We start from the raw sequence: 23702 nt of genomic DNA, 5'->3' as shown, positions 1-23702 counted from the left end.
CCGGCTGTTTAGACAGGTCAATCCAGTGTGTTTTTGTAGATGACGCCGTCCTTCATGATCAGGCGGATCGTATCTGGGCTTTCAGGCCTCGGGTCGGCACCGAACCACTGATCACCCGTGCCAACAACCGAGAAGTCTTCAAGTGGGTTTCCGTCGATCAGCAGGATGTCCGCATAGGCCCCTTCCTCGATCACACCCAGTTTTCCAGCGGTATACGGGTTCATAAAATCCCCTGACAGAGCGACAACTTCACCGCCCGTCGATGTCAGTGTCACCATGGACGTATAGGGGCCGAAAAAATCATTGTTCAGGTGCTTCTCGTAGGCAATCTGGATATTGCACGCCTCTACCGAACCAACACAGTCTGTCTGAAAACCCCGCTTCACCGGGCATTCTTTCATATTGTCGATATAGCCTGCAAATGTGGCCGAGGCAGACTTTGCCTTGGCAAGGCTCGCCGGAACATTCGCCACAGCTGGAATGTCGAGAAGGCCGGGGTCAAATGCCGTTAGGTTTGTTGTAATGTACGCACCCTTCTCGTTCATGACTTCGGCAATTTCGCAGTCAAAAGAAAAACCATGTTCGATTGACATAACACCTGCGTCGAGCGCACTCAGGATAGCTTCCTTACGATAGGAATGCGCCATGACATAGCTGCCATATTCATTCGCGACCTGCACGGCGGCTCTGATTTCTTCGGGCGACCCGGCCAGCAATTGCCAAGGGTCGAATGCCGACACGACTCCACCGGATTGCATGAATTTCAATTGCGTCGCGCCCATACGAAAGTTGTTACGTGCGAATTTATAGACGTCATCAACACCACTGACCTCCTGAGCCATGTTCAGCCGACCCATGTTGGTCTCCGAACCAGGTGGTGCTGTGAAATTCGCGAAGTCAGCGTGACCACCGCGTGTTCCAATAAACGCCCCAGATGGATAGTAACGAGGGCCCTCGATTTGCCCCGAGTCTATCGCCCTACGTAGTCCGCCATTAGCGCCACCAGCATCCCGGACAGTGGTGAAACCCTGCATCAAATACATCTCGGCCATCCGCGCACCGTGTATGGCAAAGTCCTCCCAGGTCGTGTTGGCCTCCATCGCAGGCAAGGTCGGCCCCATCAGCATGAGATGCGCGTGCAGTTCAATAAACCCGGGGGTCAATGTCCGCCCCTCTCCGTCAATGACTGTAGCATTGGGGGCATCGATCGCATCGGTTGATACGGACTTAATCAGGTTGCCCTCGACTAATACGCTGGCATTCTCGATGCGCTGTTCATTCACGCCATCGAAGATGTGCACGTTGGTAAACAAAGTTTGGGGTTCTTCTTGACCCTGAGCCTGCGCGGACGCTGAAAAAGAAAGACCTGCTGCGACAATTACCGTCGAGCAAAGCGACATTCGTAGACCGGACATAGGTACTCCCTTCATATTCATGTTTTGCCAACTGTAGTCCGGAAAATTTTGCCTCGGTTGCCACTTTCGAATTGGCATGTTCGAATGTGATCGTAAAAATGGCCACTGAATATAAATACCAATCATCACAAGGGTGACGAGCTTGCCTTTCAACCCCACCTCTAAAGAGCATAGCGAGGGCTTTATTCGCCTCTCCTTAGCCGCTCCGTTTTTGCAATATCTCACCGAACGCAAGATCAATCCGCAACCAGCATTGGACCAGGTCGGATTGAAAGCCGAACTGTTGTCTGACCCAACCGTGTTCGTTCACTCAGAGCTGGTCTACGGTTTGGTGAATGCCTTCTCAGAAGTATCAGGGGATCGATACCTAGGACTGAATGTAGGGGAGGCGTTTGACCTACAAGGATGGCCGCCCTTCGCTCAAGCCTTGCAATCTACAAAAACGCTATTCGAGTTTTTTACCCGCTTTGTTGGGCTCGTACCGCAGGAGTCCAATTCTGTGCGGCACAGACTTGTGATTGAAGCAGACAAGGCGATTTATAGTATCGAGAGGCAACAGGAACCAACTGTCCCACCCATTCAGGTGACCGGTTTTGGTGCCGCAATCTATGTACGCCTATTGCAGACCGTCGTCGGAGATTCTTGGGATTCTTCGCGTGTGCGATGGGAAAGCAGATACATCAATGGGCTGCCTATCGACTACAAAGGGATCGAGGTTGGCCTTGGGACTGATCCCGGAATGCAAATTAGTTTTCCTGTGGGATGGTTGTTTTTGCACCATGTCTCTGAGGGCTCTGCCAAGCCCATAGCTTCACCTCAACAAGAGGAAGAAGTAACCGTGGTGGCAGCTTTGCGCTCTGTCTTACGCGACAAACTAGATGAAACCGATTTGGGACCTGAGATGGTGGCTGGAATGCTGGGAATACAACCGGAACGGTTTCTGAAAGCGCTTCAGCGACAAGGCACAACGCTACCCCGTGAAATCAAACGGCTGCGTGTCGATGTCGCCAAAGAGCACCTCAATGAAGACCAGATGACAATTGCGGAGATCGGTCTGATGCTCGGCTATTCCGACAAGTCCCATTTCACTCGCTTTTTCCGAGGTCAAACCAGAATGACACCGACTAAGTTCCGAAGCAAGTAAATTTGGTCGAGCCAAAAGAAAACTTGGTTGGGAACGTACGATTAGGGCTGCGAGCGGTCATTTATCGTTCAGCATCGGACGGCAGCATTGTCCGCGTAGCTGCCATTGAGCAAACTATATCACTCAGCGGCCTTTTCTCATGGCACCCTATCTCGCACCACGCTAACCTGCGCTAATCGCGACAGAGGAATCCCCAATCATGTCCTTCACCCTTGCCACCTGGAACATCAACTCGGTCCGCCTGCGCGAGCCCATCGTGCTGAAATTGCTGCAGGAAGAGGCGCCGGACGTCCTGTGTCTGCAAGAGTGCAAGTCACCCGTCGAGAAAATTCCGACCGAAGGGTTTGCTGAACTGGGCTACACCCACATGGTTGCGCGCGGGCAAAAGGGATATAACGGCGTCGCCATTCTGTCGCGCTTGCCGATCGAGGATGTTGGTGACAAGGATTTCGCCAGCCTGGGCCACGCCCGCCACATTGCCGGACGGCTGGAGAATGGCGTGACCATTCACAATTTCTACGTCCCCGCCGGTGGTGATGTGCCAGATCGCGAGAAGAACGAGAAGTTTGGCCAAAAGCTCGATTATCTCACCGAAATGCGCGATTGGTTCCATGCGGATAAACCGCAGAAATCCATTCTGGTCGGTGATCTGAACATCGCTCCGCGCGAAGATGATGTGTGGTCGCATAAGCAATTGCTCAAGGTTGTCTCGCATACACCGGTTGAGGTCGATCAACTGGCCGAAACGCAAGGTGCAGGTGGCTGGGTGGATATTACCCGCCAGGACATTCCTGAAGGACCGCTTTACAGCTGGTGGTCCTATCGCGCGCGGGATTGGGATGCTGCAGACAAAGGGCGGCGTCTGGATCATGTCTGGGCCACGCCAGATATCTCGAACTCGGGGCATTCCAGCCGTATCCTGCGCGACGCGCGCGGGTGGGAAAAACCCAGCGATCACGCTCCGGTTTTTGCGACATTCGACCTGTAATTGCGCAACTCGGCCCTTGGTTTCTGACCCCTGGGGTTGCATATAGGGCGCAAACCAGAATGAAAGTGTGAATGCCATGGATCTTTTGAACGCCGCCGCCGGCTCTGCTGCCGCTGATCTGATCAAGGACGGGTCCGAGGCTACGTTCATGGCCGATGTCATTGAGGCATCGCAGGACACGCCGATCATCGTCGATTTCTGGGCCCCGTGGTGCGGCCCGTGTAAAACGCTCGGACCCCTTTTGGAAGAGGCCGTGACGGCCGCAAAAGGTGCGGTGAAGATGGTCAAGATCAATGTGGACGAGGCGCAGGCCATCGCGTCGCAACTGCGTATCCAATCTGTCCCGACCGTCTATGCCTTTTTCAAAGGCCAACCTGTGGACGGGTTTCAGGGCGCGGTGCCCGGGTCCGAAATCAAGGCCTTTGTGGACCGCGTGATCGAAGCAGCAGGCGGCGAAAGCCCCGGCGGCCAGTTGGAAGACGCCGTGCAGGCTGCCGAGGAAATGTTGGCCGATGGCGCAGCCGTTGATGCCGCGCAGACCTTTGCCGCCATTCTGGGCGAAGACCCAAACCACGCCGCTGCCTATGGGGGATTGGTGCGCTCGCATATCGCGTCGGGTGATCTGGACCAGGCCGAGGCCATTCTTAATGGCGCGCCTGCCGAGATCTCGACTTCGGCCGAAGTCGAGGCGGCGCATGCCCAGCTGGAACTGGCCAGACAGGCGGCAGATGCCGGTCCGTTGGCCGATTTGACCGCTGCGGTCGAGGCTGACGCCAGTGACCATCAGGCCAGGTTCGATCTGGCACAGGCGCTGCATGCCAATGGCGATGTGGAAGAGGCTGTGGCGCAATTGCTGGAGCTGTTCCGCCGCGACCGCGAGTGGAATGACGGGGCCGCCAAGGCGCAGTTGTTCACGATTTTTGACGCGCTCAAGCCGAACGATCCGATTGTTCTGAACGGGCGGCGCAAGCTCAGTTCGATGATATTTGCCTAATTCGGGATCAGAGCTACACTCGGGTACATGATGCATCCCGCTGACCTTCCGGAAACGGTATCCGTTTTTCCATTGCCCGGGGCGCTGTTGCTGCCCCGCGCGCGCCTGCCGCTGCATATTTTTGAGCCGCGATACCTGCAAATGCTGGACGATGCCCTCAAAACGCAGGAACGATTGATCGGCATGGTGCAGCCCAATCCCTGTCAGAGCAACGAAGACAAGCTGCATCTGATTGGTTGCGCCGGTCGCGTCACACAGTTTTCCGAAACCGAAGACGGCCGGTATCTGATTACACTGACCGGGATTTCGCGTTTTCGTATCCGTGCGGAACAGGACGCTTTTACACCTTATCGGCGGTGCACCGTCTCGTGGGACGGGTTTGATCGTGATCTGGGCAAAGCCGAACATGACAATAATTTCGACCGCACCAACTTTCTGGCACTACTGGAGCGGTACTTTTCGTCCCGCCAGATGTCCACAGATTGGGACACGCTCAAGGATGCGGATGATGAATTGCTGTTGAACTCCCTGTCTATGCTGCTGGATTTCGACCCCGAGGAAAAACAGGCGCTGCTGGAAGCGCCCTGCCTGCGCACCCGGCGTGAAACGCTGGTTACCCTGATTGAGTTCGCAATGCGCGGCGGATCGAACGAGGAAAAACTACAATGACCGAAAACGAACACGCCTTTGATCGCCATATGCTTGAGGCGCTGATCTGTCCGCAAAGCCATACGACCCTGCACTACGACGCTGACAAACAAGAACTTGTGTCCAAAGCTGCCGGTCTGGCGTTCCCCATCCGCAATGGTATCCCGGTGATGCTGGTGGATGAAGCGCGCGAATTGGACTGACCGTATCCGTAAACGCGGGCGGGACCTAAATCGCCCGCCCTTGCAGCAGTTTTGGCAGGTCTCCGGTCAGTCCGGCCGCTTCACGTACGAAGCCGCGGCGTAACCCGGGCAGAGAGCCTATCAGCCCCATTCCAAAATCGCGACCCGCACGTAGTAGCGGATTGTCGTTCGAAAACAGTTTGTTGAACACATCCGTCGCCATCGCCAGTGCTGCGGTGTCGAACCGCCGCCACTCTTGATAGCGTTCCAGAACCAGTACCGAGCTGATATCCTCGCCGCGCCGACCGGCCAGTGTCAGCACCTCGGCCAGCGCGCCGACATCGCGTAGCCCTGCGTTCAGGCCCTGTCCGGCAATCGGGTGCATACCATGGGCCGCGTCGCCAACCAGGGCCATACGATCACCGATGAAGGAATTGGCGATTGTCAGGTTCAGCGGATAGGTGAATCGATCGCCCTGCAGGCGGATGTCGCCCAGAAAATCGCCAAAGCGAGGGCGCAGAACCTGCAGATAGTCATCCTCGGGCAGGGCGTTGATACGCTTGGCCATTTCGGTGCGCTCGCTCCAGACGATTGAGCTGCGATTGTCGGTCAGCGGCAGGATGGCCAGCGGACCGGGGGGCATAAAGAACTGATGCGCGATGCCGTGATGGGGCAGGTCGTGCTCGATGGCGCAGACCAAAGCGGTCTGGCCGTAATCCCAACCGCTGCGTTTGATCCCCGCGCGAGTTGCAGTGCCGCTACGGCGCCCGTCGCATCCGACCAGCAGGCTGCCGGTCAGGGTGGCGCCATCGTTCAGGGTCAGGGTGACGCCGGTCTCGTCCGCCTTTTGCGCAACGACGGTCTTGCCACTGATCTGCGAGATGCGCGACTCTTCGACCATCGCCTCCAGAAAAGCGCGACGCAGGTGGCGGTCTTCGACCATGTAGCCCATTGGACCTTCTTCAATCTCGGCATGATCGAAATGCATGAAGAACGGCGACGGACCAGCGCCGGCATGCCCATCGGTAACCTTGATCTCAAGCATGGGCTGGGCCTGATCCGCAATCCTCGCCCAAACTCCGGTCGCGTCCAACAAACGCTGAGAGGCCAGCGCCAGCGCATAGGCGCGGCCATCAAAGGCCGCGTCCTTGCGCAGCTTTTCGTCCAGCGCATCAATCACGGTGACCGTATGACCCGTTTGCGCCAGTGCCAAAGCCAGGGCCGGGCCGTTCAGGCCGCCGCCTACGATCAGAATATCCGACATGTGTTCCATGGCTCGCAATATGCGCGCCCTTTCGGGATTGTCCATGTGCGGTCCTGTCGCTACCGTCCGATACACCACAGGATTTCGAAGGGGGCAGGGATGCAGGACTGGCTGAGCATGACGGCATGTGATCTGGGCCGCGGCATTGGCATGGGGCGCATTGATCCGGTTGAGCTGACGGAAACGTACCTGTCCGCCATCGACGCGCACCCACATCAGGACCGAATCTATGCCCGCGTCACCCACGACCGAGCCCGGTCTGAGGCGCAGGCTGCGCAGGCGCGGGCCAGCCTGGGACTGCGCCGATCCCTGCTGGACGGTGTACCGATCAGCTGGAAAGACCTGTTCGACACAGCCGGCACTGCGACCGAGTCCGGCTCGGCCCTGTTGAAAGGGCGCGTGCCCGAAGCCGACGCGCAGGTCGTGCGCAACGCCACCGCGATGGGCACCGTCTGTCTTGGCAAAACCCATATGAGTGAGTTGGCCTTTTCCGGTCTGGGCCTGAACCCAATCACGGGGACGCCGCCCTGTGTCGACGACGTTGACGCGGTGTCGGGTGGTTCGTCCTCGGGAGCCGCGGCTTCCGTCGCGTGGGGCCTGGCGGCCTGCGGAATCGGGTCGGATACCGGCGGTTCCGTGCGTATCCCCGCGGCCTGGAACAACCTGGTCGGTCTGAAAACCACTGCCGGGCGTGTCAGCCTTGAGGGCACTGTGCCGCTGTGTCTGCGGTTTGATACGGTTGGCCCCCTGACGCGTTCGGTTGAGGATGCCGCGCATATGCTGGCCTTACTGGAGGGCGGCAGTCCTGCGGATTTGCGTGGGGCCAGCCTGAAAGGCCGCCGCTTTGCCGATCTGCAAAACGTCGCCAAGGATGATCTACGCGCTGCGCCGGGCAAGGCCTTTGATGACGCGTTGGACCGCCTGCGTGATGCCGGGGCGGAAATCGTCCCATTGGAAGTGCCGGAATTGAACGAGGCGATGGGCCTGTCTGGCGTTTTGTACACGACCGAGGCCTACGGCCTGTGGCGCGATGTGATCGAAGCCAACCCCGAGGCGATGTATCCTGAAATTCTGGAACGATTCCGGGCGGGTCGTGATGTCTCTGGCCCCGACTACATCGCGGCCTGGTCGAAACTCAAGGCGTGCCGGGCGGCGTGGGATGCCGCAACCGCCGGGTTTGACGCTGTTTTGGCCCCTACTGCACCGATTCTACCACCGAATCTGGATCGGCTGATGAATGATCATGACTACTATGTCACCGAAAACCTGCTGGCCCTGCGCAATACGCGCATCGGTAACCTGATGGGGCTGGCCGCGCTGACGCTGCCCACCGGGACACCGGGTTGCGGGGTGATGATGATGGGCTATCCGGGCTCGGAAGAGGCCCTGTTAAGGCTTGGATCCGCGGCCGAAGCGGCATTGGCCTGAATGCCACAATCCCCTGATTCGGCACCTCTTTGTCTGGACGAAGTGGCTCTGGCTCTGTAACCTGCTAAAAAAACGGGGCGAAAATGATCCCGGTATTGAGGCAGTAGTTATGAATTTCCCCGAGCGGTTTTCGAACCTACCGGAATATGCGTTCCCGCGTCTGCGCACCCTGTTGGATCACCACCAACCGGGTGGAGACGTCATTCACATGACCATCGGCGCGCCCATGCATGACTTTCCGTCCTGGGTGACGGACGTGATTGCGGATAATGCTGCCGGGTTTCTGGGCTATCCGCCAAACGAAGGCACGCCCGAATTGCGCGGGGCGATCACCGACTGGATCAAGCGCCGCTATGGCTTGGCGATGGACCCCGACACCAATGTCATGGCCCTGAACGGCACGCGCGAGGGGTTGTACAACGCTGCCATGGCGCTGTGCCCAGAGCAGAAGAACGGCGAGAGACCGGTTATTCTGTGCCCGAACCCGTTTTATCAGGTCTATATGGTCGCCTCGATCTCGGTCGCGGCCGAGCCGGTTTTTGTACCCGCCACAGCCGCCACCGATCATCTGCCCGATTATGCTGGTCTGCCCGAGGAGGTACTGAACCGCACTGCTGTGGCCTACATCTGTTCGCCCGCCAACCCACAGGGGGCCGTTGCATCGCGCACGTACTGGGCCGAACTGATCCGGTTGGCTGAAAAATACGATTTCCGCATTTTCGCCGATGAATGCTATTCCGAGATTTACCGCGATGAGGCCCCCACAGGTGTTCTGAGTGTCGCACAAGAGCTTGGCGCCGATCCTGAGCTGGTCACGCTGTTCAATTCGCTGTCAAAACGGTCGAACCTGGCCGGGCTGCGGTCCGGTCTGATTGCAGGCGGTCCAGAGACGATCAAGCGGGTCAAGCAATTGCGCAACTATGCGGGCGCACCGTTGCCGACGCCCCTTCAGGCCGCTGCTGCAAAAGTCTGGGCAGATGAGGCGCATGTGGTCGAAAACCGCGCGCTCTATCAAGAAAAGTACGAGATTGCAGATCAGGTCTTTGCGGGTCTACAGGGTTACATGCCGCCCGAGGCCGGGTTTTTCCTGTGGCTGCCGGTCGAAAATGGTGAAGAAACCGCATTGAACCTGTGGCAGCAAACCGGTGTTCGGGTGCTGCCCGGCGCATATCTTTCTCAAGGTGATCCGGGGAAAAACCCGGGCGAGCAATTTATCAGGGTCGCCATGGTGGCCCCAAAAACAGAGATGCGGCAGGGGCTGATCAAGCTCCGCGACTGCATCTATTCGTGAGGTACGAGGGCAAAATGGCATCATATAATGCGCGCAACCGCGATCCATTGCTGGACAGCACCACGCAGGCCGCCATCGAGCGGCGCAGCAAGGAGCTGATCGGGCTTGCCCTGATCTTGTTGGGGTTGGCTTCTGCCGCGATGATCTGGTCCTACACGCCGGATGACCCGAACTGGATGGTGTCAACTGATGCGCCTGTGCAGAATTGGATGGGGCGGATAGGGGCCTCGATTGCCGCGCCTCTGTTCATGATCGTTGGATGGGGTAGCTTCAGCATCGCGCTTGTTCTGATCGGCTGGGGCGTACGGTTTGCCGGGCATTTCGGCGAAGAGCGCGCTGTGGCCCGTCTGATCTTTGCGCCTATCTGGATTGCAATCGTTGCGGTCTATGCTGCAACGCTGGTACCGGATGAGGCTTGGCGCTCGACCCATAGTTTTGGTCTGGGTGGTCTGTTTGGCGACACGGTCATGGGGGCGTTGCTGACACTTTTGCCGATTTCCTCACATTTTATGGTCAAGCTGATGTCGCTGGCCATGGCAACCGGGATGCTGGCGCTAGGCGTCTTTGTTCTGGGCTTTACCAAGGCTGATGTACGCAAGGGTTTTCGCGCCTTTCTGCTTGGCCTTGTCATGGCCTACGACATGCTGATGAATCTGCTGGGCCGCGGGGCGGTTGCCACCGCGCAGGCCGCGCGCGACCGACATGCGCAATGGGAAGAGCGTAAAACTGCCCGTGCTGATGCTATGTTTGATGACGAACTGGCCTATGAAGACCCAGTATTCGAAGAATACGAGCCCGCGGTGTCGGAGCCTGCAAAAATCGGTCTACTGTCGCGTATTCCTGACCTGATCCGCCGCCCCGAGCCGATGCCGGAACCCGAGCTGATTGATCGCGAACCTGTTTCCGGTTTCGATGAGATGCCGGGCGAAGATCGTATCCGTTCAAAGATCTCGGCAGCCGTCCGCAGTCGCAAGGTCGCAACAGGTGAAATGACACCCGAGCCCAATCCGGACTTGCCACTGACCAAAGGGCGCGGCAGAGGGCCGGACCCGTTGATTCTGAACTCTGGAGCCGCTGATGATCTGCCGCCTGAGCCGCCGGTAACCTCGGCTGGGTTGCCGCCCGAGCCAATGCTGTCGGCAGATCCCGCCCCGGAATGGCAGGAACCGCTGCATCATGACTATGCCGCCGAGCCGGATTTCGAGGATGAGCCCGTATTCGAGGACGCGCCAGAACCAGCCCCTCAGGCGCAACCGGCGATGAAAATCCCTGTGGCCGAGCCACGCAAGCCGGTGGTTGCACAGCCCGTGCGCCGTACCCCACCGCCTTCGCGCAGGGCCCAGGCCGAGGCACAGCCCGCCCTGTCTTTCGAAGACAAGCATTCGGATTTCGAACTACCACCGCTGAGCCTGCTGTCGAACCCGTCCAGCATTGAACGCCACCACCTCAGCGATGAGGCGTTGGAGGAAAACGCACGCATGTTGGAAAACGTGTTGGATGATTACGGCGTCAAAGGCGAGATCGTCAGCGTCCGCCCCGGCCCTGTTGTCACCATGTACGAGTTGGAACCGGCCCCGGGTTTGAAAGCCAGCCGAGTGATCGGTCTGGCGGATGATATTGCCCGGTCGATGTCAGCCCTGTCGGCGCGGGTTTCGACCTTGCCCGGACGGTCGGTCATCGGGATCGAACTGCCAAACGAGAACCGCGAGATGGTGGTGCTGCGCGAAATCCTCGCCAGCCGGGACTTTGGCGATGGCAACCAGGCGCTGCCGCTGGCGCTGGGCAAGGATATCGGTGGTGAATCCGTTGTGGCCAACCTGGCCAAGATGCCCCACCTGCTGATCGCGGGGACCACGGGGTCCGGTAAATCGGTGGCGATCAATACGATGATCCTGTCACTGCTATATAAGCTGACGCCGGATGAGTGTCGCCTGATCATGATCGACCCCAAGATGCTGGAACTGTCTGTCTATGATGGCATCCCGCATCTGCTGTCGCCCGTTGTGACCGACCCGAAAAAGGCGGTTGTCGCCCTGAAATGGGTCGTGGGCGAGATGGAGGATCGCTATCGCAAGATGTCCAAGATGGGCGTGCGTAACATCGCAGGTTACAACGGCCGGGTGAAAGACGCGCTGGCCAAGGGCGAGATGTTCAGCCGCACGGTGCAGACCGGGTTCGACGATGAAACGGGCGAGCCGATGTTCGAGACCGAAGAATTCGCACCTGAGGCGATGCCCTATATCGTCGTCATCGTCGATGAGATGGCCGACCTGATGATGGTTGCGGGCAAGGAAATCGAGGCCTGCATCCAGCGTCTGGCGCAGATGGCACGAGCCTCGGGTATTCACTTGATCATGGCGACGCAGCGCCCGTCGGTCGACGTGATCACTGGCACCATCAAGGCGAACTTCCCAACCCGGATTTCGTTCCAGGTGACCTCGAAAGTCGACAGCCGGACCATTCTGGGTGAAATGGGGGCCGAGCAACTGCTGGGGCAGGGCGACATGCTGTATATGGCAGGTGGCGCCAAGATCACCCGCTGCCACGGCCCGTTTGTCTCGGACGAAGAGGTTGAGGAAATCGTCAACCACCTGAAACAGTTCGGCCCGCCCGATTACGTGAATACCGTGTTGGATGGCCCGGCCGAGGACAAAGCTGACAATATCGACGCTGTTCTGGGCCTGAACACCGGTGGCAACACCAACGGAGAAGACGCCCTGTACGATCAGGCGGTGGCGATTGTGATCAAGGATCGCAAATGCTCGACCTCGTATATTCAGCGGAAACTTGCCATTGGCTATAACAAAGCTGCGCGGCTTGTTGAGCAAATGGAAGATGAAGGCGTTGTTTCATCGGCAAATCATGTCGGTAAGCGCGAAATCCTCGTCCCCGAGCAATAGGATATTTAATAACAGGGGCAAAAAGCCTATCTGATACCTCATGAAACAGATTGCTTTTGCCCTTGCCCTGACATTGGCCGCCCCCGCCGCGTGGGCCGCGGACAAGTTGCCATTGTCGCAGATCTCCAACTATCTGAACGATCTCAAGACCGTTGAGACCACGTTCACGCAAGTCAACGATGACGGCTCGCTCAGCACCGGTAAGCTGTGGATTGAGCGGCCAGGAAAGATGCGGTTCGAATATGACCCGCCCAGCAGCGCGGTTGTTCTGGCGCGTGCCGGGACGGTGCAGATCTTCGATCCCAAGTCCAACCAGCCGCCGGAACAATACCCGCTGAAGCGGACGCCACTGTCACTTGTGTTGGCGCGCAATGTGAACCTGGGGCAGGCCAATATGGTTGTGGGTCACGACTTTGACGGCACGGCGACGGTTGTCACTGCGCAGGACCCGAAAAACCCCGAATCCGGCCGGATCGAGTTGATGTTCACCGGCGATCCCGTCGAGCTGCGCAAGTGGGTCATTCACGACAACGCTGGCAGCCAGACAACCGTGTTGCTGGGTCAGCTCAGTACGGGTGGCAACTTCAATAACAGCTTGTTCTCGAAATCAAAAAGAAGCGGGTCAGCCAATCGCTGACCCGCGTTTCTTTCAATGGCGGCAACCCGCCAGCTGCGCCTGATACAGTTGCGCGCGCGCATCCACATCGTTGGCGACATTCAGTAGCCAGGTCTTGCTGTAATGGCTGCCGCGTGCATAGCCCGTGTGGCCTTCGTGGTAGGCCAGATACTGATTACGCGTGTCGCCCAGGTTGATGCCGTTGCGCTGATTGGTCTTGTTCATGTACCAGCCGATAAAGTCCGACGCATCGCGAATCCTGTCCCGCTTGGCACGGCGTTTGCCGGTTTCGCGCTGGTATTCGTCCCATGTGCCGTCCAGCGCCTGACTGAACCCATAAGCGCTGCTTTGTCGGCCCATCGGGATCACGCCCAGAACATATTTATGCGGTGTGCGCGCGTCATGCTTATAGCGGCTTTCCTGATAGATCGTCGCCATCTGAACGTGAACCGGGACGCCCCATTTCCGCTCAGTGCTTTTGAATGCCTTGATATAATCGGGACGCTCTCGCGCAATGCTGCACGCATCGTTGAGTTTGGAGGGGGGTTGTTTGGACCCACCACCACAGGATGCCAAAAGCAGCACCCCGAAGAGTACGAAAAGAATTCTGCTCATGTGCCTCGTGCCTTTTTTCTTTATTCTAGCGCAGATTGAGCTTTTAGGAAATCACAATCGTTACAGAACAATAGCTAGAATTAGAGGTAAAGCACCCACAGACAGCACGGTTGAGACCATGACCATGCCCGCTACAGCGTCTGCATCCGCGTCGAACCGTTCGGCCAGCAGATAAGATGTCACGGCTACCGGCGTACACATTTGCAAAAGTAAAACGCCAAAGGCGATCGGCTCCAGGCTGAAAATGGTGCCAAACCCCCAACCGAGAGCAAAGCAAACACTGAGTTTCAGCAGTGACAGCCATATCGCCTGACCCAGACTGCGCGTTGTCAGACGGGCGATTGCGACCCCGACGGTGATCAGCATCATCGGGATCGCCATCTGGCCCAGCAATTCCAACGTGTTGGTCAGGAACACTGGCGTTTGCCAGCCCTGCCATAAAAACACAGCCCCTAGCAACGTGGCCCAGACCATCGGTTCGCGCGCGGCTTTTCCAAAGCCGCCTTTTCCGGCCACCAGATAGATGCCGTAGGTAAAGGACAGCAAAGCGGTAACCGCCAGAAAAACAACCGCATAGCCCAACCCGGCCTGGCCAAAGGCAAATACGCACAGGGGCAGACCCAAATTACCGGTATTCCCGAAAATCAGCGGTGACAAATAGGTTCGGCGATCCAGCCCACGAAGCCGCACGAATAGCTCAAATACCGAAGCCAGTCCAATATGGCCGACAATCGCGGCCAAGGTAAACCGGGTCAGTTCACCTGCCGGAATTTCGGTTTGCATCAGGGCAACAAATATCAAGCTGGGCACCGCCAGGGTCACACCCAGGCGCGTGACGAACTCCAACCTGTATTCGAATCCCAGCTTGACCCAGGTAAAACCAATCCCTGCCAACAAAAAAACCGGCGCAACGATTTCGAATACTGTCAGCAGAAGGTTCACAGACTGTTTCCCCTAATTTCAGATCAATGATTGGCATTTCCGCCCGGAAAGAGGTAATAAGACCATTGGGGGCCGACAAATGCTGAAGACACAAGCCAAGTACCGCCTGGGCCAGGTGGTCCGCCACAAAAAACATCCCTTCCGAGGGGTGATTTTTGACGTGGACCCGGAATTTTCAAATACCGAAGAATGGTACGAGGCGATTCCGGAAGATAGCCGCCCGATCAAGGATCAGCCGTTTTATCATCTGCTCGCAGAAAACGATCAATCCTTCTATGTTGCTTATGTTTCTGAACAAAATCTGATTGCCGACCAATCTGGCGAACCAGTTGAGCATCCCGATATTCCAGATATGTTTGGCCCGTTTGAAAACGGTGGCTATCCTCTCCATTTTCATCTGAACTAACGTCGCACGTGTGTAGGTACAGGTCAGTATCCAAGTGCACATCCGTCTTTTCGCGGGTCACTTGCCCCCATTAAAGTGCCGTTTTTACAGATTCGGATCGCCTGTGCTCCACCCAACGGTGTTTCCGGTATTTCTACTTTGTGTCCAATATCGCCTAATTGTTGAGCGGTCATGCGCGAAATTTCCCGCTCCAGTTTTAAAACACCCTTGTCGGCAAAAGCCCTTGGTGCATCGATGCTGGCCTGTAGGCCAAGACCGTGATCGACCATATTCGAGACAAACCGAGTGTGCCCGGTGGGTTGATATGCGCCGCCCATCACGCCGAATGGCATCAGGACGCGGCCATTTTGTTTCAACATTCCCGGAATGATTGTGTGCATAGGGCGTTTGCCGCCCGCCAGCTCGTTCGGATGTCCGGCCTGCAGCGTGAACCCAGAGCCGCGGTTCTGTAGCAACAGCCCATATCTCTCGGACGCAATGCCAGAGCCGAAGCTGTGAAAAATCGAGTAAATCAGCGATACCGCCATCCGATCCCTATCAACCACAGTGATATAGACGGTGTCCTTGTGGATGGCCTCGGTCAACGGAGCAGCAGTTGGCATCGCGCGTTTTGGGTCGATCAAAGCGGCCAATTTGTCGGCCAGTTCCTGGTCAAGAAACCGATCTGCATGTGTCATGTGGTCGGGGTCAGCTATGAACCGGTTGCGCGCGTCATAGGCGAGTTTCGAGGCTTCAGCTTCGATATGGATACGTTCGACCCCAAAGGGATCCATACTGGCAAGGTCGAAGTTCTTCAGGATGTTCAGCAATAAAATGGCTGTGGCACCCTGTCCGTTTGGCGGATGCTCAACCAGATCCAACCCCTGGTATTCCCCGATGAGGGGTTGGGCTTCTGAGCATTTGGTGGCCAGAAAATCCCCGGCCGTATGTACGCCACCTAGTTGGGTGAGAGCGCCGATCATGTCATCGGCAATTTCTCCGGAATAGAACGCGTCCCGGCCGTTTCTGGCGATCTGGCGGAGAACTTCGGCCTGACCTGGCGCGCGGAAAACCTGACCGATTTCAGGCGCTTGGCCGCTGATCAGGTAATGTTTGCGCGCCGCGCCTTGCAGCGTCTGCGCGGCGATCTTCCAATCAAGCGCCACCCTTGGGGCAACCGGAACGCCGGTTTCCGCGTAGTGAATGGCGGGTTGCAGAAGAACGTCCAGACCCAGTTTGCCTTCGGTTTCAGCCAAATGGCAGAACGCATCGACCGCGCCGGGCACAGTCACCGCGTCCGCCGTATTCAGGGGCACTGCCGACAGCCCCCGCGACCGCAGCGTGTCGGCGTTTGTCGCCGAGGGCGCGCGGCCCGAGCCGTTCAGCGCGCGAATGTCATCTTCGCCCGCCCGATTGTACAAAACAAAGCAATCACCGCCCAATCCGGTCATCTGCGGTTCGCAAATCCCCAAAACAACTGCCCCGGCGATGGCGGCATCCATTGCGTTGCCGCCCTGAGCAAGAATGTCCACGGCCACCTTGGCCGCCAAGGGATGAGATGTGGCGCACATGCCTTCGGTCGCCAGAACTTCGGACCGGCCCGGTGTGTGAAAATCCCGCATGACGCTGTTCTTCCCCTATTGAACGCGCCGAAAGTATCGCGTGCTTTGCGGTTGTCCAGTCACATGAAGGGGAAAATCCTCGGCGCCGTTCACTGGGTGGGGGCTGTGACACGTGGCGCCGAGGGAAGCTATCTGAGCTACGAGTACATGTTTGACCGTCCTTTGCGGCGCGACAATGGTTCGATCTGGGCCTTATTATGACCTTTTCTTGCCGCTAAGGGGATTCCGGGAAGTCGAACCGCAGCGATAATCTGTTGCAACCTTCGCTGTGTTCATAGCGGATGTCACTGGTGAGTTCGTGGATCAGAAACCAGCCAAACCCGCCTTCGGGCAAGCCTTGGATGGTCGAACCCAAAGGTGCGGGAACGCCGTCTGGCACACGAAATCCCGGTAGGGGGTTGCCCGTGTCGGCAATCAGAATCTCCAGCCAGTTTTTGTGCAGACGGCATCGTACCTGGACTTTTGCAGGGGTGACGTCGGCATAGGCGTGTTCGACCACATTGTTGATTGCTTCAGCCAGCGCAATCTTTACATCGCTGGCCTTATGCGGCGGAAGGCCTTGCGTCTCAAGGCATTTGCTAAGCTGCGCAATCCCGGCGCTGGCCTCGGATTCCGTCGCTGCAAAGATCAAATCCAAACATTTGCCGTCACACATGGGCGTTGCGCCTATTCAGAGAAACAGAAAAGTCAGTCTGCTGTTGCCGACAAGGCGTCATCCAGCGTGGGGTACAGTTTGAACACCGTGTCCATGCGGGTCAGACGAAACACCTTTTCGACAAAAGGATGCAGCCCCGCCAGATCCAGTCTTCGATCGTTTCCAAGCTGCTTCATCGAGGCGACAATGGCACCCAACCCGCTGGAATCGATGAATTCGACGCTGGTCAGGTCCAGTACAACCCGCGTGGCGCCACCTTCGGCCTCGTTGCGCATGTCCTCCTTGAATTGTATCGCCATGGACGCATCAATCCGGTCCGCTTGAACCTTGATGATCTGGGTGGCGTCGGTTGTTGTGCTGGTCAGGGCCATGCGCGACGGTCCTTTAATCTGAAATCACTGGTAGAAATACGCTAGACGGCAATTCCTACCATTCGGTATCCATCGAACGGAAAACGAAGAGGAGCATCCAAATGAAGCAGGTCATTATCGCCGGAGCAGCGCGCACCCCCATGGGTGGGTTTCAGGGAATGTTCGACGGTGTTGCCGCGGCGGATCTGGGCGGTACCGCCATTCGCGCCGCCCTGGACGGTGCCGGAACTGATACTGTTGATGAGGTGCTGATGGGCTGCGTTCTGCCTGCCGGGCAGGGTCAGGCGCCGGCACGTCAGGCCGGGTTTGCCGGGGGGCTGGGCGAAGAGGTGCCTGCGACCGCACTCAACAAGATGTGCGGATCGGGCATGAAGGCGGCAATGATGGCCTTTGATCAGATCGCTTTGGGGTATGCCAATACGATGGTGGCCGGTGGGATGGAGAGCATGACCAACGCGCCATATCTGCTGCCCAAGATGCGCGGTGGCGCGCGCATTGGCCACGGTCAGGTGGTCGATCACATGTTTCTGGACGGGCTCGAGGACGCCTATGACAAAGGCCGCTTGATGGGCACCTTCGCCGAGGATTGCGCCGAGGCCTATCAGTTCACGCGCGAGGCGCAGGATGAATATGCGCTGCAATCGCTGTCCAATGCCCTGTCCGCGCAGGAAACCGGTGCGTTTGCAGATGAGATCGCGCCGGTCGTCACCCGGACCCGCAAGGGCGAGCTTCGTTTTGCCGAGGACGAACAGCCCCAATCCGCGCGCCCGGACAAGATTCCGACGCTGAAACCGGCCTTTCGCAAGGACGGCACTGTCACGGCGGCGAATTCCTCGTCGATCTCAGACGGGGCGGCGGCTTTGGTTCTGGCCTCGGCCGAGGCGGCCGAAGCGCAGGGCCTGACCGTGCGCGCCCGGATCATGGGCCATGCCAGCCACGCGCAGGCACCGGGCCTGTTCACGACGGCTCCAGTCCCGGCAGCGCAAAAACTGCTGTCTCAGATCGGATGGGCGAAGGAAGAGGTCGACCTGTGGGAGGTCAACGAAGCCTTTGCCGTGGTGCCGATGGCTTTCATGCACGAAATGGGCCTGTCGCGGGACAAGGTGAATGTGAATGGTGGGGCCTGTGCGCTGGGCCATCCCATAGGGGCATCGGGTGCGCGGATCATGGTCACTTTGCTGAATGCACTGGAAAAGAGAGGCTTCAAACGCGGTGTCGCCGCCATCTGCATAGGCGGGGGCGAAGGCACGGCAATCGCCATCGAACGGGTTTGACGCCTTGTCTTTTTCGGCATACTCGAAAGGGGTTCTCTGCCGGAAAAGACACTCATGACCCTAGATTACAACACGCTTGCCAAAACCATCGCCGCACTGACCGAAGGTGAAACCGACGAGATCGCGTTGATGGCGACTGTTGCGTGCGAGGTGCATCATTCCGATACCCGCTTTGACTGGACCGGGTTCTATCGCGTGACCGCGCCCGGAACGCTGAAAATCGGCCCCTATCAGGGCGGCCACGGTTGTCTGGTGATCCCGTTTTCCCGCGGTGTCTGCGGTGCGGCGGCGCGCACAGGTGAGCCACAGCTGGTCCCGGATGTTGAAACGTTTCCCGGCCATATCGCCTGTGCCACATCCACGCGGTCAGAGCTGGTTCTGCCGGTGCGGAATGCACAGGGAGAAATCTTTGCCGTGTTCGATATCGACAGCGATCAGCCAGACGCGTTTTGTCAGGGCGATGCGGAAAAACTGGGCGCTATTTTGAATGCGGTGTTTGCGCGGTAGACACTATTGCGCCCACAGGCCGGGCATCTGGTCCAGGGTGACATAGCAGGCCGTGCCCTGAACCAGCACGATCGCAAACAGCCAGACCGTGAAACGGGTTTTGCGAGTCTTGTGGCCAAAAATCCACCGTCCCAACACAGCGCTGGGGCTGCCGCCCAGGGCAGCCAGCCACAATAATCGACGCTCGGGCACACGCCGTTTGCGGCGTCTGGCCTGCATCTTGTCCCAGCCAAAGGCCAGCAATGTCAGACCGTTGACGGCCCACAGGTATATCACCGCAATCCACATGCCAGACGCATAGTCAAACCGGGCTACAGTTCCAAGTGAAAAAATCCTTGGAATTTTCACCGATTCGGGCCATCGTGAAAAATGAAGGAAAAATTTCACCATCGCCGGAGGACCCCGTGAACAGCCAAGCCCCGCACAGCGCAACACTCGGAGCCGATATCCGGGCCTTGCGCAAAGCCCGTGGGCTGACCCTGACCGAGATCGCCGAACGGCTGAACCGGTCGGTCGGGTGGCTTAGTCAGGTTGAGCGGGACATGTCCGACCCCTCGATCTCGGACTTGCGGCAGATTGCCGAATGTCTGGGGGTGCCGATGTCGATGCTGTTTGCACATTCGGCGGCGCCTGCAGACGAACAAGGCTATATCGTCCGCGCGGGTGCGCGCCGTCCCATGGGGTCAGGCGACGAAGGGCTGATCGAAGAATTGCTTTCGCCCGATCTGAGTGACGATTTTGAGATGGTGCATTCAACGTTCAAGCCGCATTCGAAAATGCAAACGCCTGCAGATCGTCCCACTCAGGAGGTTGGTTATATGGTGTCTGGCCGTCTTGACCTGACGATCGGCGCGCGTAAGTTCTCGGTCGGGCCGGGCGACACGTTCCGCATCAAGAATGAGCCCTATCAATGGGCCAACCCTTATGATGAGCTTGCCGTGGCCGTCTGGGTCATTGCTCCGCCGGTGTACTGATGAGCTTTGAGGCCTGGACCATATTCGCGCTGTTCTGGGTGGTGTTTGTGACCACACCAGGGCCGAATGCGGTGAATTGCATCTCAAACGGGATGAGCCTGCCGTTTCCCAAGGCCATGCTGGGCGTTCTGGCAATCCTGACACAGGCCAGTGGCTTTTTGATCCTGTCGGCGCTGGGCGTGACGGCGTTGATCGCGACCTCGCCTACGGCGTTCTTTATTGCCAAGCTGGTGGGCGCAGGGTTTCTGATCTGGCTCGGCGTGCGGGGGTGGATGAACGCAACCAAACCAGCGCCCGCGTCAGAACGACCCGCGCGCCACGTCTATCTGCACGCGCTGGCCGTCGCCACGATCAACCCCAAAAGCGTTGCGGGTTATCTGGCTGCGTTTTCGCAATTCGTGCAGCCCGACGTGCCGATCTGGCAGCAGATGACAGTGATCATGCCCACTGCGCTGGTCCTGACAACGCTCAGCTACACCGGGTTTACGGTACTGGGTGCTGTGATGGGCAAGGCCGCCCTTGGGGCTGTTTTCAATACCTGGGTCCGTCGTGTCATGGCGACCTGTTTCATGATCTATGGCGTGTTGCTGGGGGCCAGTACCGCACCTTCAGCAAGAGGATAAATCAATGCATACCGGATCCTGCCTGTGCGGTGCTGTTGCATTTACCATCGATGGCACCCTTTCCCAGCCTTCGGCCTGCCATTGCGGTCAATGCCGAAAGCAATCGGGTCATGTTTGGGCCTCTACCTCGGCCCATCAGGACAAGCTGAGCTTTACGGCAAGTGACACACTTACCTGGTTCCGCGCGTCAGACATCGCCCGGCGCGGGTTCTGCAACGCCTGCGGGTCGTTCCTGTTCTGGCAGCACAATGACGAGGACACGATTTCTATTTCCATGGGCGCGCTGCGCGAGCCCACGGGCCTGAAACTCGCCCGGCACATCTTTGTGGCCGACAAGGGCGATTACTATGACATCACAGACGATCTGCCCCAAGAGGCACAGTAATAGGGATCAAGACACATGAGTGATTTTCCGACAAAAGCCCGCGTTGTCATCATCGGCGGCGGTGTGGTGGGGGCCTCCTCCCTTTTCCATCTGGCCAAAAAGGGCTGGACCGATTGCGTTCTGCTCGAAAAGAACGAACTGACCGCCGGATCGACATGGCACGCGGCGGGTAACGTACCTACTTTTTCGACCTCGTGGGCGATCATGAACATACAGCGCTATTCAACTGAGCTGTATTCGCGATTGGGCGAAGAGGTCGACTATCCGATGAATTACCATGTCTCGGGTTCACTCCGTTTGGCGCATAGCAAAGAACGGATGCAGGAGTTCGAACGCGCGATGGCGATGGGTCGCTATCAGGGTATTCCGATGGAAATGTGGACGCCGGACCAAGCGAAAGAGAACTACCCGTTCCTTGAAACCCATGACCTAGAGGGTGTGCTGTACGATCCGACCGATGGCGATATCGACCCGGCACAGCTGACACAGGCGCTGGCCAAAGGCGCCCGCGATATGGGCCAGAAGATCATCCGCTTTTGCCCGGCAACCAATGTGACGCAACATGACGACGGCACATGGACCGTGCACACCGATCAAGGCGACATCGCCTGTGACTATGTGGTAAACGCCGCCGGGTACTATGCGCAGCGTGTCGGCGAATGGTTCAAGCCTTATGGCGGCCGCACCGTGCCTGCGATGGTCATGAGCCATCAATACCTGCTGACCGACGAAATACCCGAAATCGAAGCCTGGTCCAAAGAGCACGGTGGCAAGCTGCCGCTGTTGCGCGACGTCGACATCTCTTACTACCTGCGGCAGGAAAAGAATGGCTACAACCTTGGTCCGTACGAGCCCAACTGCAAGGGCCACTGGATGACCGAGGATGACCCGATGCCCGAAGACTTCTCATTCCAGCTGTGGAATGACGATCTGGACCGGATCGAGGACATTGTCACCGACGCGATGGATCGGGTGCCGCTGATGGCCACCTCTGGCGTGGGCCGGGTGATCAACGGGCCGATCCCTTATGCACCAGACGGTCTGCCGCTGATCGGCCCGATGCCGGGTGTGAAGAACGCGTTTGAGGCGCACAGCTTTACCTTTGGCATCGCGCAGGGGGGCGGCGCAGGCAAGGTGCTGGCCGAATGGATCGTCGATGGTCACACCGAGTGGGATATGTGGGCCGTCGATCCACGCCGGTACACCGACTATACCGATCAGGACTATTGCAACCAAAAAGGCATGGAGGTGTATGGCAATGAATACGCCATGCATTACCCCCATCATGAATGGCCTGCCGCGCGCGACAAAAAGCTGTCGCCGGTCCATGACACGGTCAAAGAACAGGGCGGTGTGATGGGCGTCTATAATGGATGGGAGCGCGCCAACTGGTTCGCGCAGCCGGGCGACGACACGTCGCTTGAGGCCACGCATACCTGGGGCCGCGCGGGCCCGTGGGAGCAGCGCATCAAAGAAGAATGCGAGGCCGTGCGCGATCATTGCGGTGTACTCGATCTGCCGGGATTTTCCCGTTTCATGGTCAAAGGCGACGGTGCAGCCGAGACGCTGCGCGGGCTGATCACCGGTGGGTTGCCCAAGATCGGTCGCATCAATCTGGTCTACATCTCGGACCAGCGCGGTCGCATCCTGACCGAAATGTCCTGCATCCGTCTGGGCGAGGAGGAATTCATCATGATCACTGCGGCCACCGCGCAGTGGCACGATCGCGATATCCTGGTCAATGCGATGCCCGTGACCGTTTCGGTCAAGGACGTGACAACCACCCGCGACACCCTGATCGTGACCGGACCCAAATCGCGCGAGATTCTGTCAGGCCTGGCTGACGCGGATCTGTCCAGCGGTTGGTTGACGCACCAGTCTGCCACGGTTGCGGGCAAGCCTGCTTTCCTGATCCGTGTTTCCTTTGCTGGTGAGCTGGGCTGGGAGGTGCATGCGCTGAATGAAGACATGCCCGCGATCTATGACGCGATCCTTGATGCCGGGGCCAAACCGTTTGGGATGTATGCCCTAAATTCGCTGCGCATCGAAAAGGGTTACCGCGCGTGGAAGGGCGATCTGTCGACCGATTACTCGTTGCTGGAAGGCGGGTTGGAGCGTTTCGTCAAACTGGACAAGCCGCAGGATTTCCCGGGTAAGGCTGCGATCCTGAACGAAAAGCAGCAGGGGGCTAAGAAGGCCTTTGTGACGCTGACCGTCGATGCCGGTGATTGTGACGCGCCTTACATGTCCTGCATCTGGCAAAACGGCGAGATCGTGGGCGAGACCACGTCGGGGGCCTGGGGCTACCGCGTTGGCAAATCCATCGCGCTGGGTATGATCAAGGCCGAACTGGCCAACCCGGGCGCCGAGCTTGAAGTGGAAATCTACGGTCAGAAATGCCGCGCTGTGGTAGAGAAAGACCAACCGCTTTGGGACCCTTCGAACGATCGGTTGCGCGCGTAACAGCGATGGAGACACC

Annotated in this window: 24 protein-coding genes; 16 read left to right on the top strand and 8 right to left on the bottom strand. The window is 58.1% G+C overall.

What is annotated here, in order from left to right:
* Window positions 1-17: 17 nt before the first annotated feature.
* The gene (locus RUM8411_RS14310; protein ID WP_234995243.1) at window positions 18-1568 is read right to left on the bottom strand and encodes an amidohydrolase family protein; all 1551 of its coding nucleotides are present in this window, start codon (window positions 1566-1568) and stop codon (window positions 18-20) included.
* On the opposite strand from RUM8411_RS14310, the gene RUM8411_RS14305 reads away from it, so the two are divergent.
* From RUM8411_RS14305 to RUM8411_RS14285, 5 genes are all read left to right on the top strand, one after another.
* Window positions 1558-2559, top strand: coding sequence for a helix-turn-helix domain-containing protein (locus RUM8411_RS14305; RefSeq protein WP_143534912.1), 1002 nt, complete (start codon window positions 1558-1560; stop codon window positions 2557-2559). The two genes, RUM8411_RS14310 and RUM8411_RS14305, sit on opposite strands and share 11 nt — an antisense overlap.
* A 199-nt stretch (window positions 2560-2758) precedes the next feature.
* Window positions 2759-3547 (top strand): exodeoxyribonuclease III, encoded by a 789-nt coding sequence (locus RUM8411_RS14300; protein ID WP_085823388.1) that lies wholly within the window; start codon window positions 2759-2761, stop codon window positions 3545-3547.
* 76 nt (window positions 3548-3623) lie between these two features.
* Complete coding sequence (trxA, locus tag RUM8411_RS14295; RefSeq protein WP_085823387.1) at window positions 3624-4541, top strand: thioredoxin; 918 nt, start codon at window positions 3624-3626, stop codon at window positions 4539-4541.
* Window positions 4542-4568: 27 nt separating this feature from the next.
* A complete protein-coding gene (locus RUM8411_RS14290) occupies window positions 4569-5210 on the top strand; it encodes an LON peptidase substrate-binding domain-containing protein (protein ID WP_085823386.1) in 642 nt (213 codons plus the stop codon).
* Window positions 5207-5392, top strand: coding sequence for a Trm112 family protein (locus tag RUM8411_RS14285; RefSeq protein WP_085823385.1), 186 nt, complete (start codon window positions 5207-5209; stop codon window positions 5390-5392). Before RUM8411_RS14290 ends, RUM8411_RS14285 begins: the two co-directional genes overlap by 4 nt.
* A 25-nt stretch (window positions 5393-5417) precedes the next feature.
* Here RUM8411_RS14285 and RUM8411_RS14280 read toward each other — a convergent pair whose 3' ends face one another.
* Complete coding sequence (locus RUM8411_RS14280; protein ID WP_234995242.1) at window positions 5418-6680, bottom strand: FAD-dependent monooxygenase; 1263 nt, start codon at window positions 6678-6680, stop codon at window positions 5418-5420.
* 54 nt (window positions 6681-6734) lie between these two features.
* On the opposite strand from RUM8411_RS14280, the gene RUM8411_RS14275 reads away from it, so the two are divergent.
* The 4 genes from RUM8411_RS14275 (at window position 6735) to RUM8411_RS14260 (ending at window position 12891) form a co-directional block, all read left to right on the top strand.
* Complete coding sequence (locus tag RUM8411_RS14275; RefSeq protein ID WP_085823383.1) at window positions 6735-8063, top strand: amidase; 1329 nt, start codon at window positions 6735-6737, stop codon at window positions 8061-8063.
* Window positions 8064-8172: 109 nt separating this feature from the next.
* The gene (locus RUM8411_RS14270) at window positions 8173-9354 is read left to right on the top strand and encodes an aminotransferase class I/II-fold pyridoxal phosphate-dependent enzyme (protein WP_085823382.1); all 1182 of its coding nucleotides are present in this window, start codon (window positions 8173-8175) and stop codon (window positions 9352-9354) included.
* A gap of 14 nt (window positions 9355-9368) precedes the next feature.
* A complete protein-coding gene (locus RUM8411_RS14265; RefSeq protein WP_085823381.1) occupies window positions 9369-12254 on the top strand; it encodes a DNA translocase FtsK in 2886 nt (961 codons plus the stop codon).
* Window positions 12255-12294: 40 nt separating this feature from the next.
* The gene (locus tag RUM8411_RS14260; protein ID WP_085823380.1) at window positions 12295-12891 is read left to right on the top strand and encodes a LolA family protein; all 597 of its coding nucleotides are present in this window, start codon (window positions 12295-12297) and stop codon (window positions 12889-12891) included.
* 12 nt (window positions 12892-12903) lie between these two features.
* Here RUM8411_RS14260 and RUM8411_RS14255 read toward each other — a convergent pair whose 3' ends face one another.
* Entirely contained in the window at window positions 12904-13485 is a 582-nt protein-coding gene (locus RUM8411_RS14255) for a transglycosylase SLT domain-containing protein (RefSeq protein WP_085823379.1), read from the bottom strand.
* A 60-nt stretch (window positions 13486-13545) separates the two neighbouring features.
* Window positions 13546-14427 carry an AEC family transporter gene (locus tag RUM8411_RS14250; protein ID WP_085823378.1) on the bottom strand — a complete coding sequence of 294 codons (882 nt, stop codon included), beginning with the start codon at window positions 14425-14427 and terminating at the stop codon, window positions 13546-13548.
* A 79-nt stretch (window positions 14428-14506) separates the two neighbouring features.
* On the opposite strand from RUM8411_RS14250, the gene hspQ reads away from it, so the two are divergent.
* Window positions 14507-14833 carry a heat shock protein HspQ gene (hspQ, locus tag RUM8411_RS14245; RefSeq protein ID WP_085823377.1) on the top strand — a complete coding sequence of 109 codons (327 nt, stop codon included), beginning with the start codon at window positions 14507-14509 and terminating at the stop codon, window positions 14831-14833.
* Between the two features lie 23 nt (window positions 14834-14856).
* On the opposite strand, the gene RUM8411_RS14240 is transcribed toward hspQ, so the two are convergent.
* From RUM8411_RS14240 to RUM8411_RS14230, 3 genes are all read right to left on the bottom strand, one after another.
* Window positions 14857-16434 (bottom strand): gamma-glutamyltransferase family protein, encoded by a 1578-nt coding sequence (locus tag RUM8411_RS14240; RefSeq protein WP_085823376.1) that lies wholly within the window; start codon window positions 16432-16434, stop codon window positions 14857-14859.
* Between the two features lie 214 nt (window positions 16435-16648).
* Window positions 16649-17089, bottom strand: a complete 441-nt coding sequence (locus RUM8411_RS14235; RefSeq protein WP_085823375.1) for an ATP-binding protein — start codon at window positions 17087-17089, stop codon at window positions 16649-16651.
* Window positions 17090-17121: 32 nt separating this feature from the next.
* Window positions 17122-17460 carry an STAS domain-containing protein gene (locus RUM8411_RS14230; RefSeq protein ID WP_085823374.1) on the bottom strand — a complete coding sequence of 113 codons (339 nt, stop codon included), beginning with the start codon at window positions 17458-17460 and terminating at the stop codon, window positions 17122-17124.
* Between the two features lie 101 nt (window positions 17461-17561).
* On the opposite strand from RUM8411_RS14230, the gene RUM8411_RS14225 reads away from it, so the two are divergent.
* Window positions 17562-18734, top strand: a complete 1173-nt coding sequence (locus RUM8411_RS14225; RefSeq protein ID WP_085823373.1) for a thiolase family protein — start codon at window positions 17562-17564, stop codon at window positions 18732-18734.
* 54 nt (window positions 18735-18788) lie between these two features.
* Window positions 18789-19241, top strand: coding sequence for a free L-methionine (R)-S-oxide reductase MsrC (msrC, locus tag RUM8411_RS14220; protein WP_085823372.1), 453 nt, complete (start codon window positions 18789-18791; stop codon window positions 19239-19241).
* Between the two features lie 3 nt (window positions 19242-19244).
* Here the strand turns inward: msrC and RUM8411_RS14215 are convergent, their stop codons facing one another.
* Window positions 19245-19589 (bottom strand): DUF1294 domain-containing protein, encoded by a 345-nt coding sequence (locus tag RUM8411_RS14215; RefSeq protein ID WP_234995241.1) that lies wholly within the window; start codon window positions 19587-19589, stop codon window positions 19245-19247.
* A gap of 56 nt (window positions 19590-19645) precedes the next feature.
* Here RUM8411_RS14215 and RUM8411_RS14210 point away from each other — a divergent pair, with 56 nt between their 5' ends.
* From RUM8411_RS14210 to RUM8411_RS14195, 4 genes are read left to right on the top strand one after another with little or no spacing between them, the layout of a single operon-like run.
* Window positions 19646-20215, top strand: coding sequence for a helix-turn-helix domain-containing protein (locus tag RUM8411_RS14210; RefSeq protein ID WP_085823486.1), 570 nt, complete (start codon window positions 19646-19648; stop codon window positions 20213-20215).
* On the top strand, window positions 20215-20838 hold the full coding sequence (locus RUM8411_RS14205; protein WP_085823370.1) for a LysE family translocator: 624 nt from the start codon (window positions 20215-20217) through the stop codon (window positions 20836-20838). Before RUM8411_RS14210 ends, RUM8411_RS14205 begins: the two co-directional genes overlap by 1 nt.
* Window positions 20839-20842: 4 nt before the next feature.
* Window positions 20843-21223 (top strand): GFA family protein, encoded by a 381-nt coding sequence (locus RUM8411_RS14200; protein WP_085823369.1) that lies wholly within the window; start codon window positions 20843-20845, stop codon window positions 21221-21223.
* 15 nt (window positions 21224-21238) lie between these two features.
* A complete protein-coding gene (locus tag RUM8411_RS14195; protein ID WP_085823368.1) occupies window positions 21239-23686 on the top strand; it encodes a GcvT family protein in 2448 nt (815 codons plus the stop codon).
* Window positions 23687-23702: the final 16 nt, after the last annotated feature.

This window comes from Ruegeria meonggei, from assembly GCF_900172215.1.
In the GTDB taxonomy this organism is placed as follows: Bacteria; Pseudomonadota; Alphaproteobacteria; order Rhodobacterales; family Rhodobacteraceae; genus Ruegeria; species Ruegeria meonggei.
Note: the sequence above shows the minus strand (reverse complement) of the source record. Positions and strands in the feature narration are given on the sequence as shown.

Bases quoted from the DNA above. Each gene is read 5' to 3' on its own strand.
- RUM8411_RS14300 (WP_085823388.1), top strand. From the start codon at position 2,759: ATGTCCTTCACCCTTGCCACCTGGAACATCAACTCGGTCCGCCTGCGC.
- trxA (WP_085823387.1), top strand. From the start codon at position 3,624: ATGGATCTTTTGAACGCCGCCGCCGGCTCTGCTGCCGCTGATCTGATC.
- RUM8411_RS14290 (WP_085823386.1), top strand. From the start codon at position 4,569: ATGATGCATCCCGCTGACCTTCCGGAAACGGTATCCGTTTTTCCATTG.
- RUM8411_RS14285 (WP_085823385.1), top strand. From the start codon at position 5,207: ATGACCGAAAACGAACACGCCTTTGATCGCCATATGCTTGAGGCGCTG.
- RUM8411_RS14280 (WP_234995242.1), bottom strand. From the start codon at position 6,680: ATGGACAATCCCGAAAGGGCGCGCATATTGCGAGCCATGGAACACATG.
- RUM8411_RS14275 (WP_085823383.1), top strand. From the start codon at position 6,735: ATGCAGGACTGGCTGAGCATGACGGCATGTGATCTGGGCCGCGGCATT.
- RUM8411_RS14270 (WP_085823382.1), top strand. From the start codon at position 8,173: ATGAATTTCCCCGAGCGGTTTTCGAACCTACCGGAATATGCGTTCCCG.
- RUM8411_RS14265 (WP_085823381.1), top strand. From the start codon at position 9,369: ATGGCATCATATAATGCGCGCAACCGCGATCCATTGCTGGACAGCACC.
- RUM8411_RS14260 (WP_085823380.1), top strand. From the start codon at position 12,295: ATGAAACAGATTGCTTTTGCCCTTGCCCTGACATTGGCCGCCCCCGCC.
- RUM8411_RS14255 (WP_085823379.1), bottom strand. From the start codon at position 13,485: ATGAGCAGAATTCTTTTCGTACTCTTCGGGGTGCTGCTTTTGGCATCC.
- hspQ (WP_085823377.1), top strand. From the start codon at position 14,507: ATGCTGAAGACACAAGCCAAGTACCGCCTGGGCCAGGTGGTCCGCCAC.
- RUM8411_RS14240 (WP_085823376.1), bottom strand. From the start codon at position 16,434: ATGCGGGATTTTCACACACCGGGCCGGTCCGAAGTTCTGGCGACCGAA.
- RUM8411_RS14235 (WP_085823375.1), bottom strand. From the start codon at position 17,089: ATGTGTGACGGCAAATGTTTGGATTTGATCTTTGCAGCGACGGAATCC.
- RUM8411_RS14230 (WP_085823374.1), bottom strand. From the start codon at position 17,460: ATGGCCCTGACCAGCACAACAACCGACGCCACCCAGATCATCAAGGTT.
- RUM8411_RS14225 (WP_085823373.1), top strand. From the start codon at position 17,562: ATGAAGCAGGTCATTATCGCCGGAGCAGCGCGCACCCCCATGGGTGGG.
- msrC (WP_085823372.1), top strand. From the start codon at position 18,789: ATGACCCTAGATTACAACACGCTTGCCAAAACCATCGCCGCACTGACC.
- RUM8411_RS14205 (WP_085823370.1), top strand. From the start codon at position 20,215: ATGAGCTTTGAGGCCTGGACCATATTCGCGCTGTTCTGGGTGGTGTTT.
- RUM8411_RS14200 (WP_085823369.1), top strand. From the start codon at position 20,843: ATGCATACCGGATCCTGCCTGTGCGGTGCTGTTGCATTTACCATCGAT.
- RUM8411_RS14195 (WP_085823368.1), top strand. From the start codon at position 21,239: ATGAGTGATTTTCCGACAAAAGCCCGCGTTGTCATCATCGGCGGCGGT.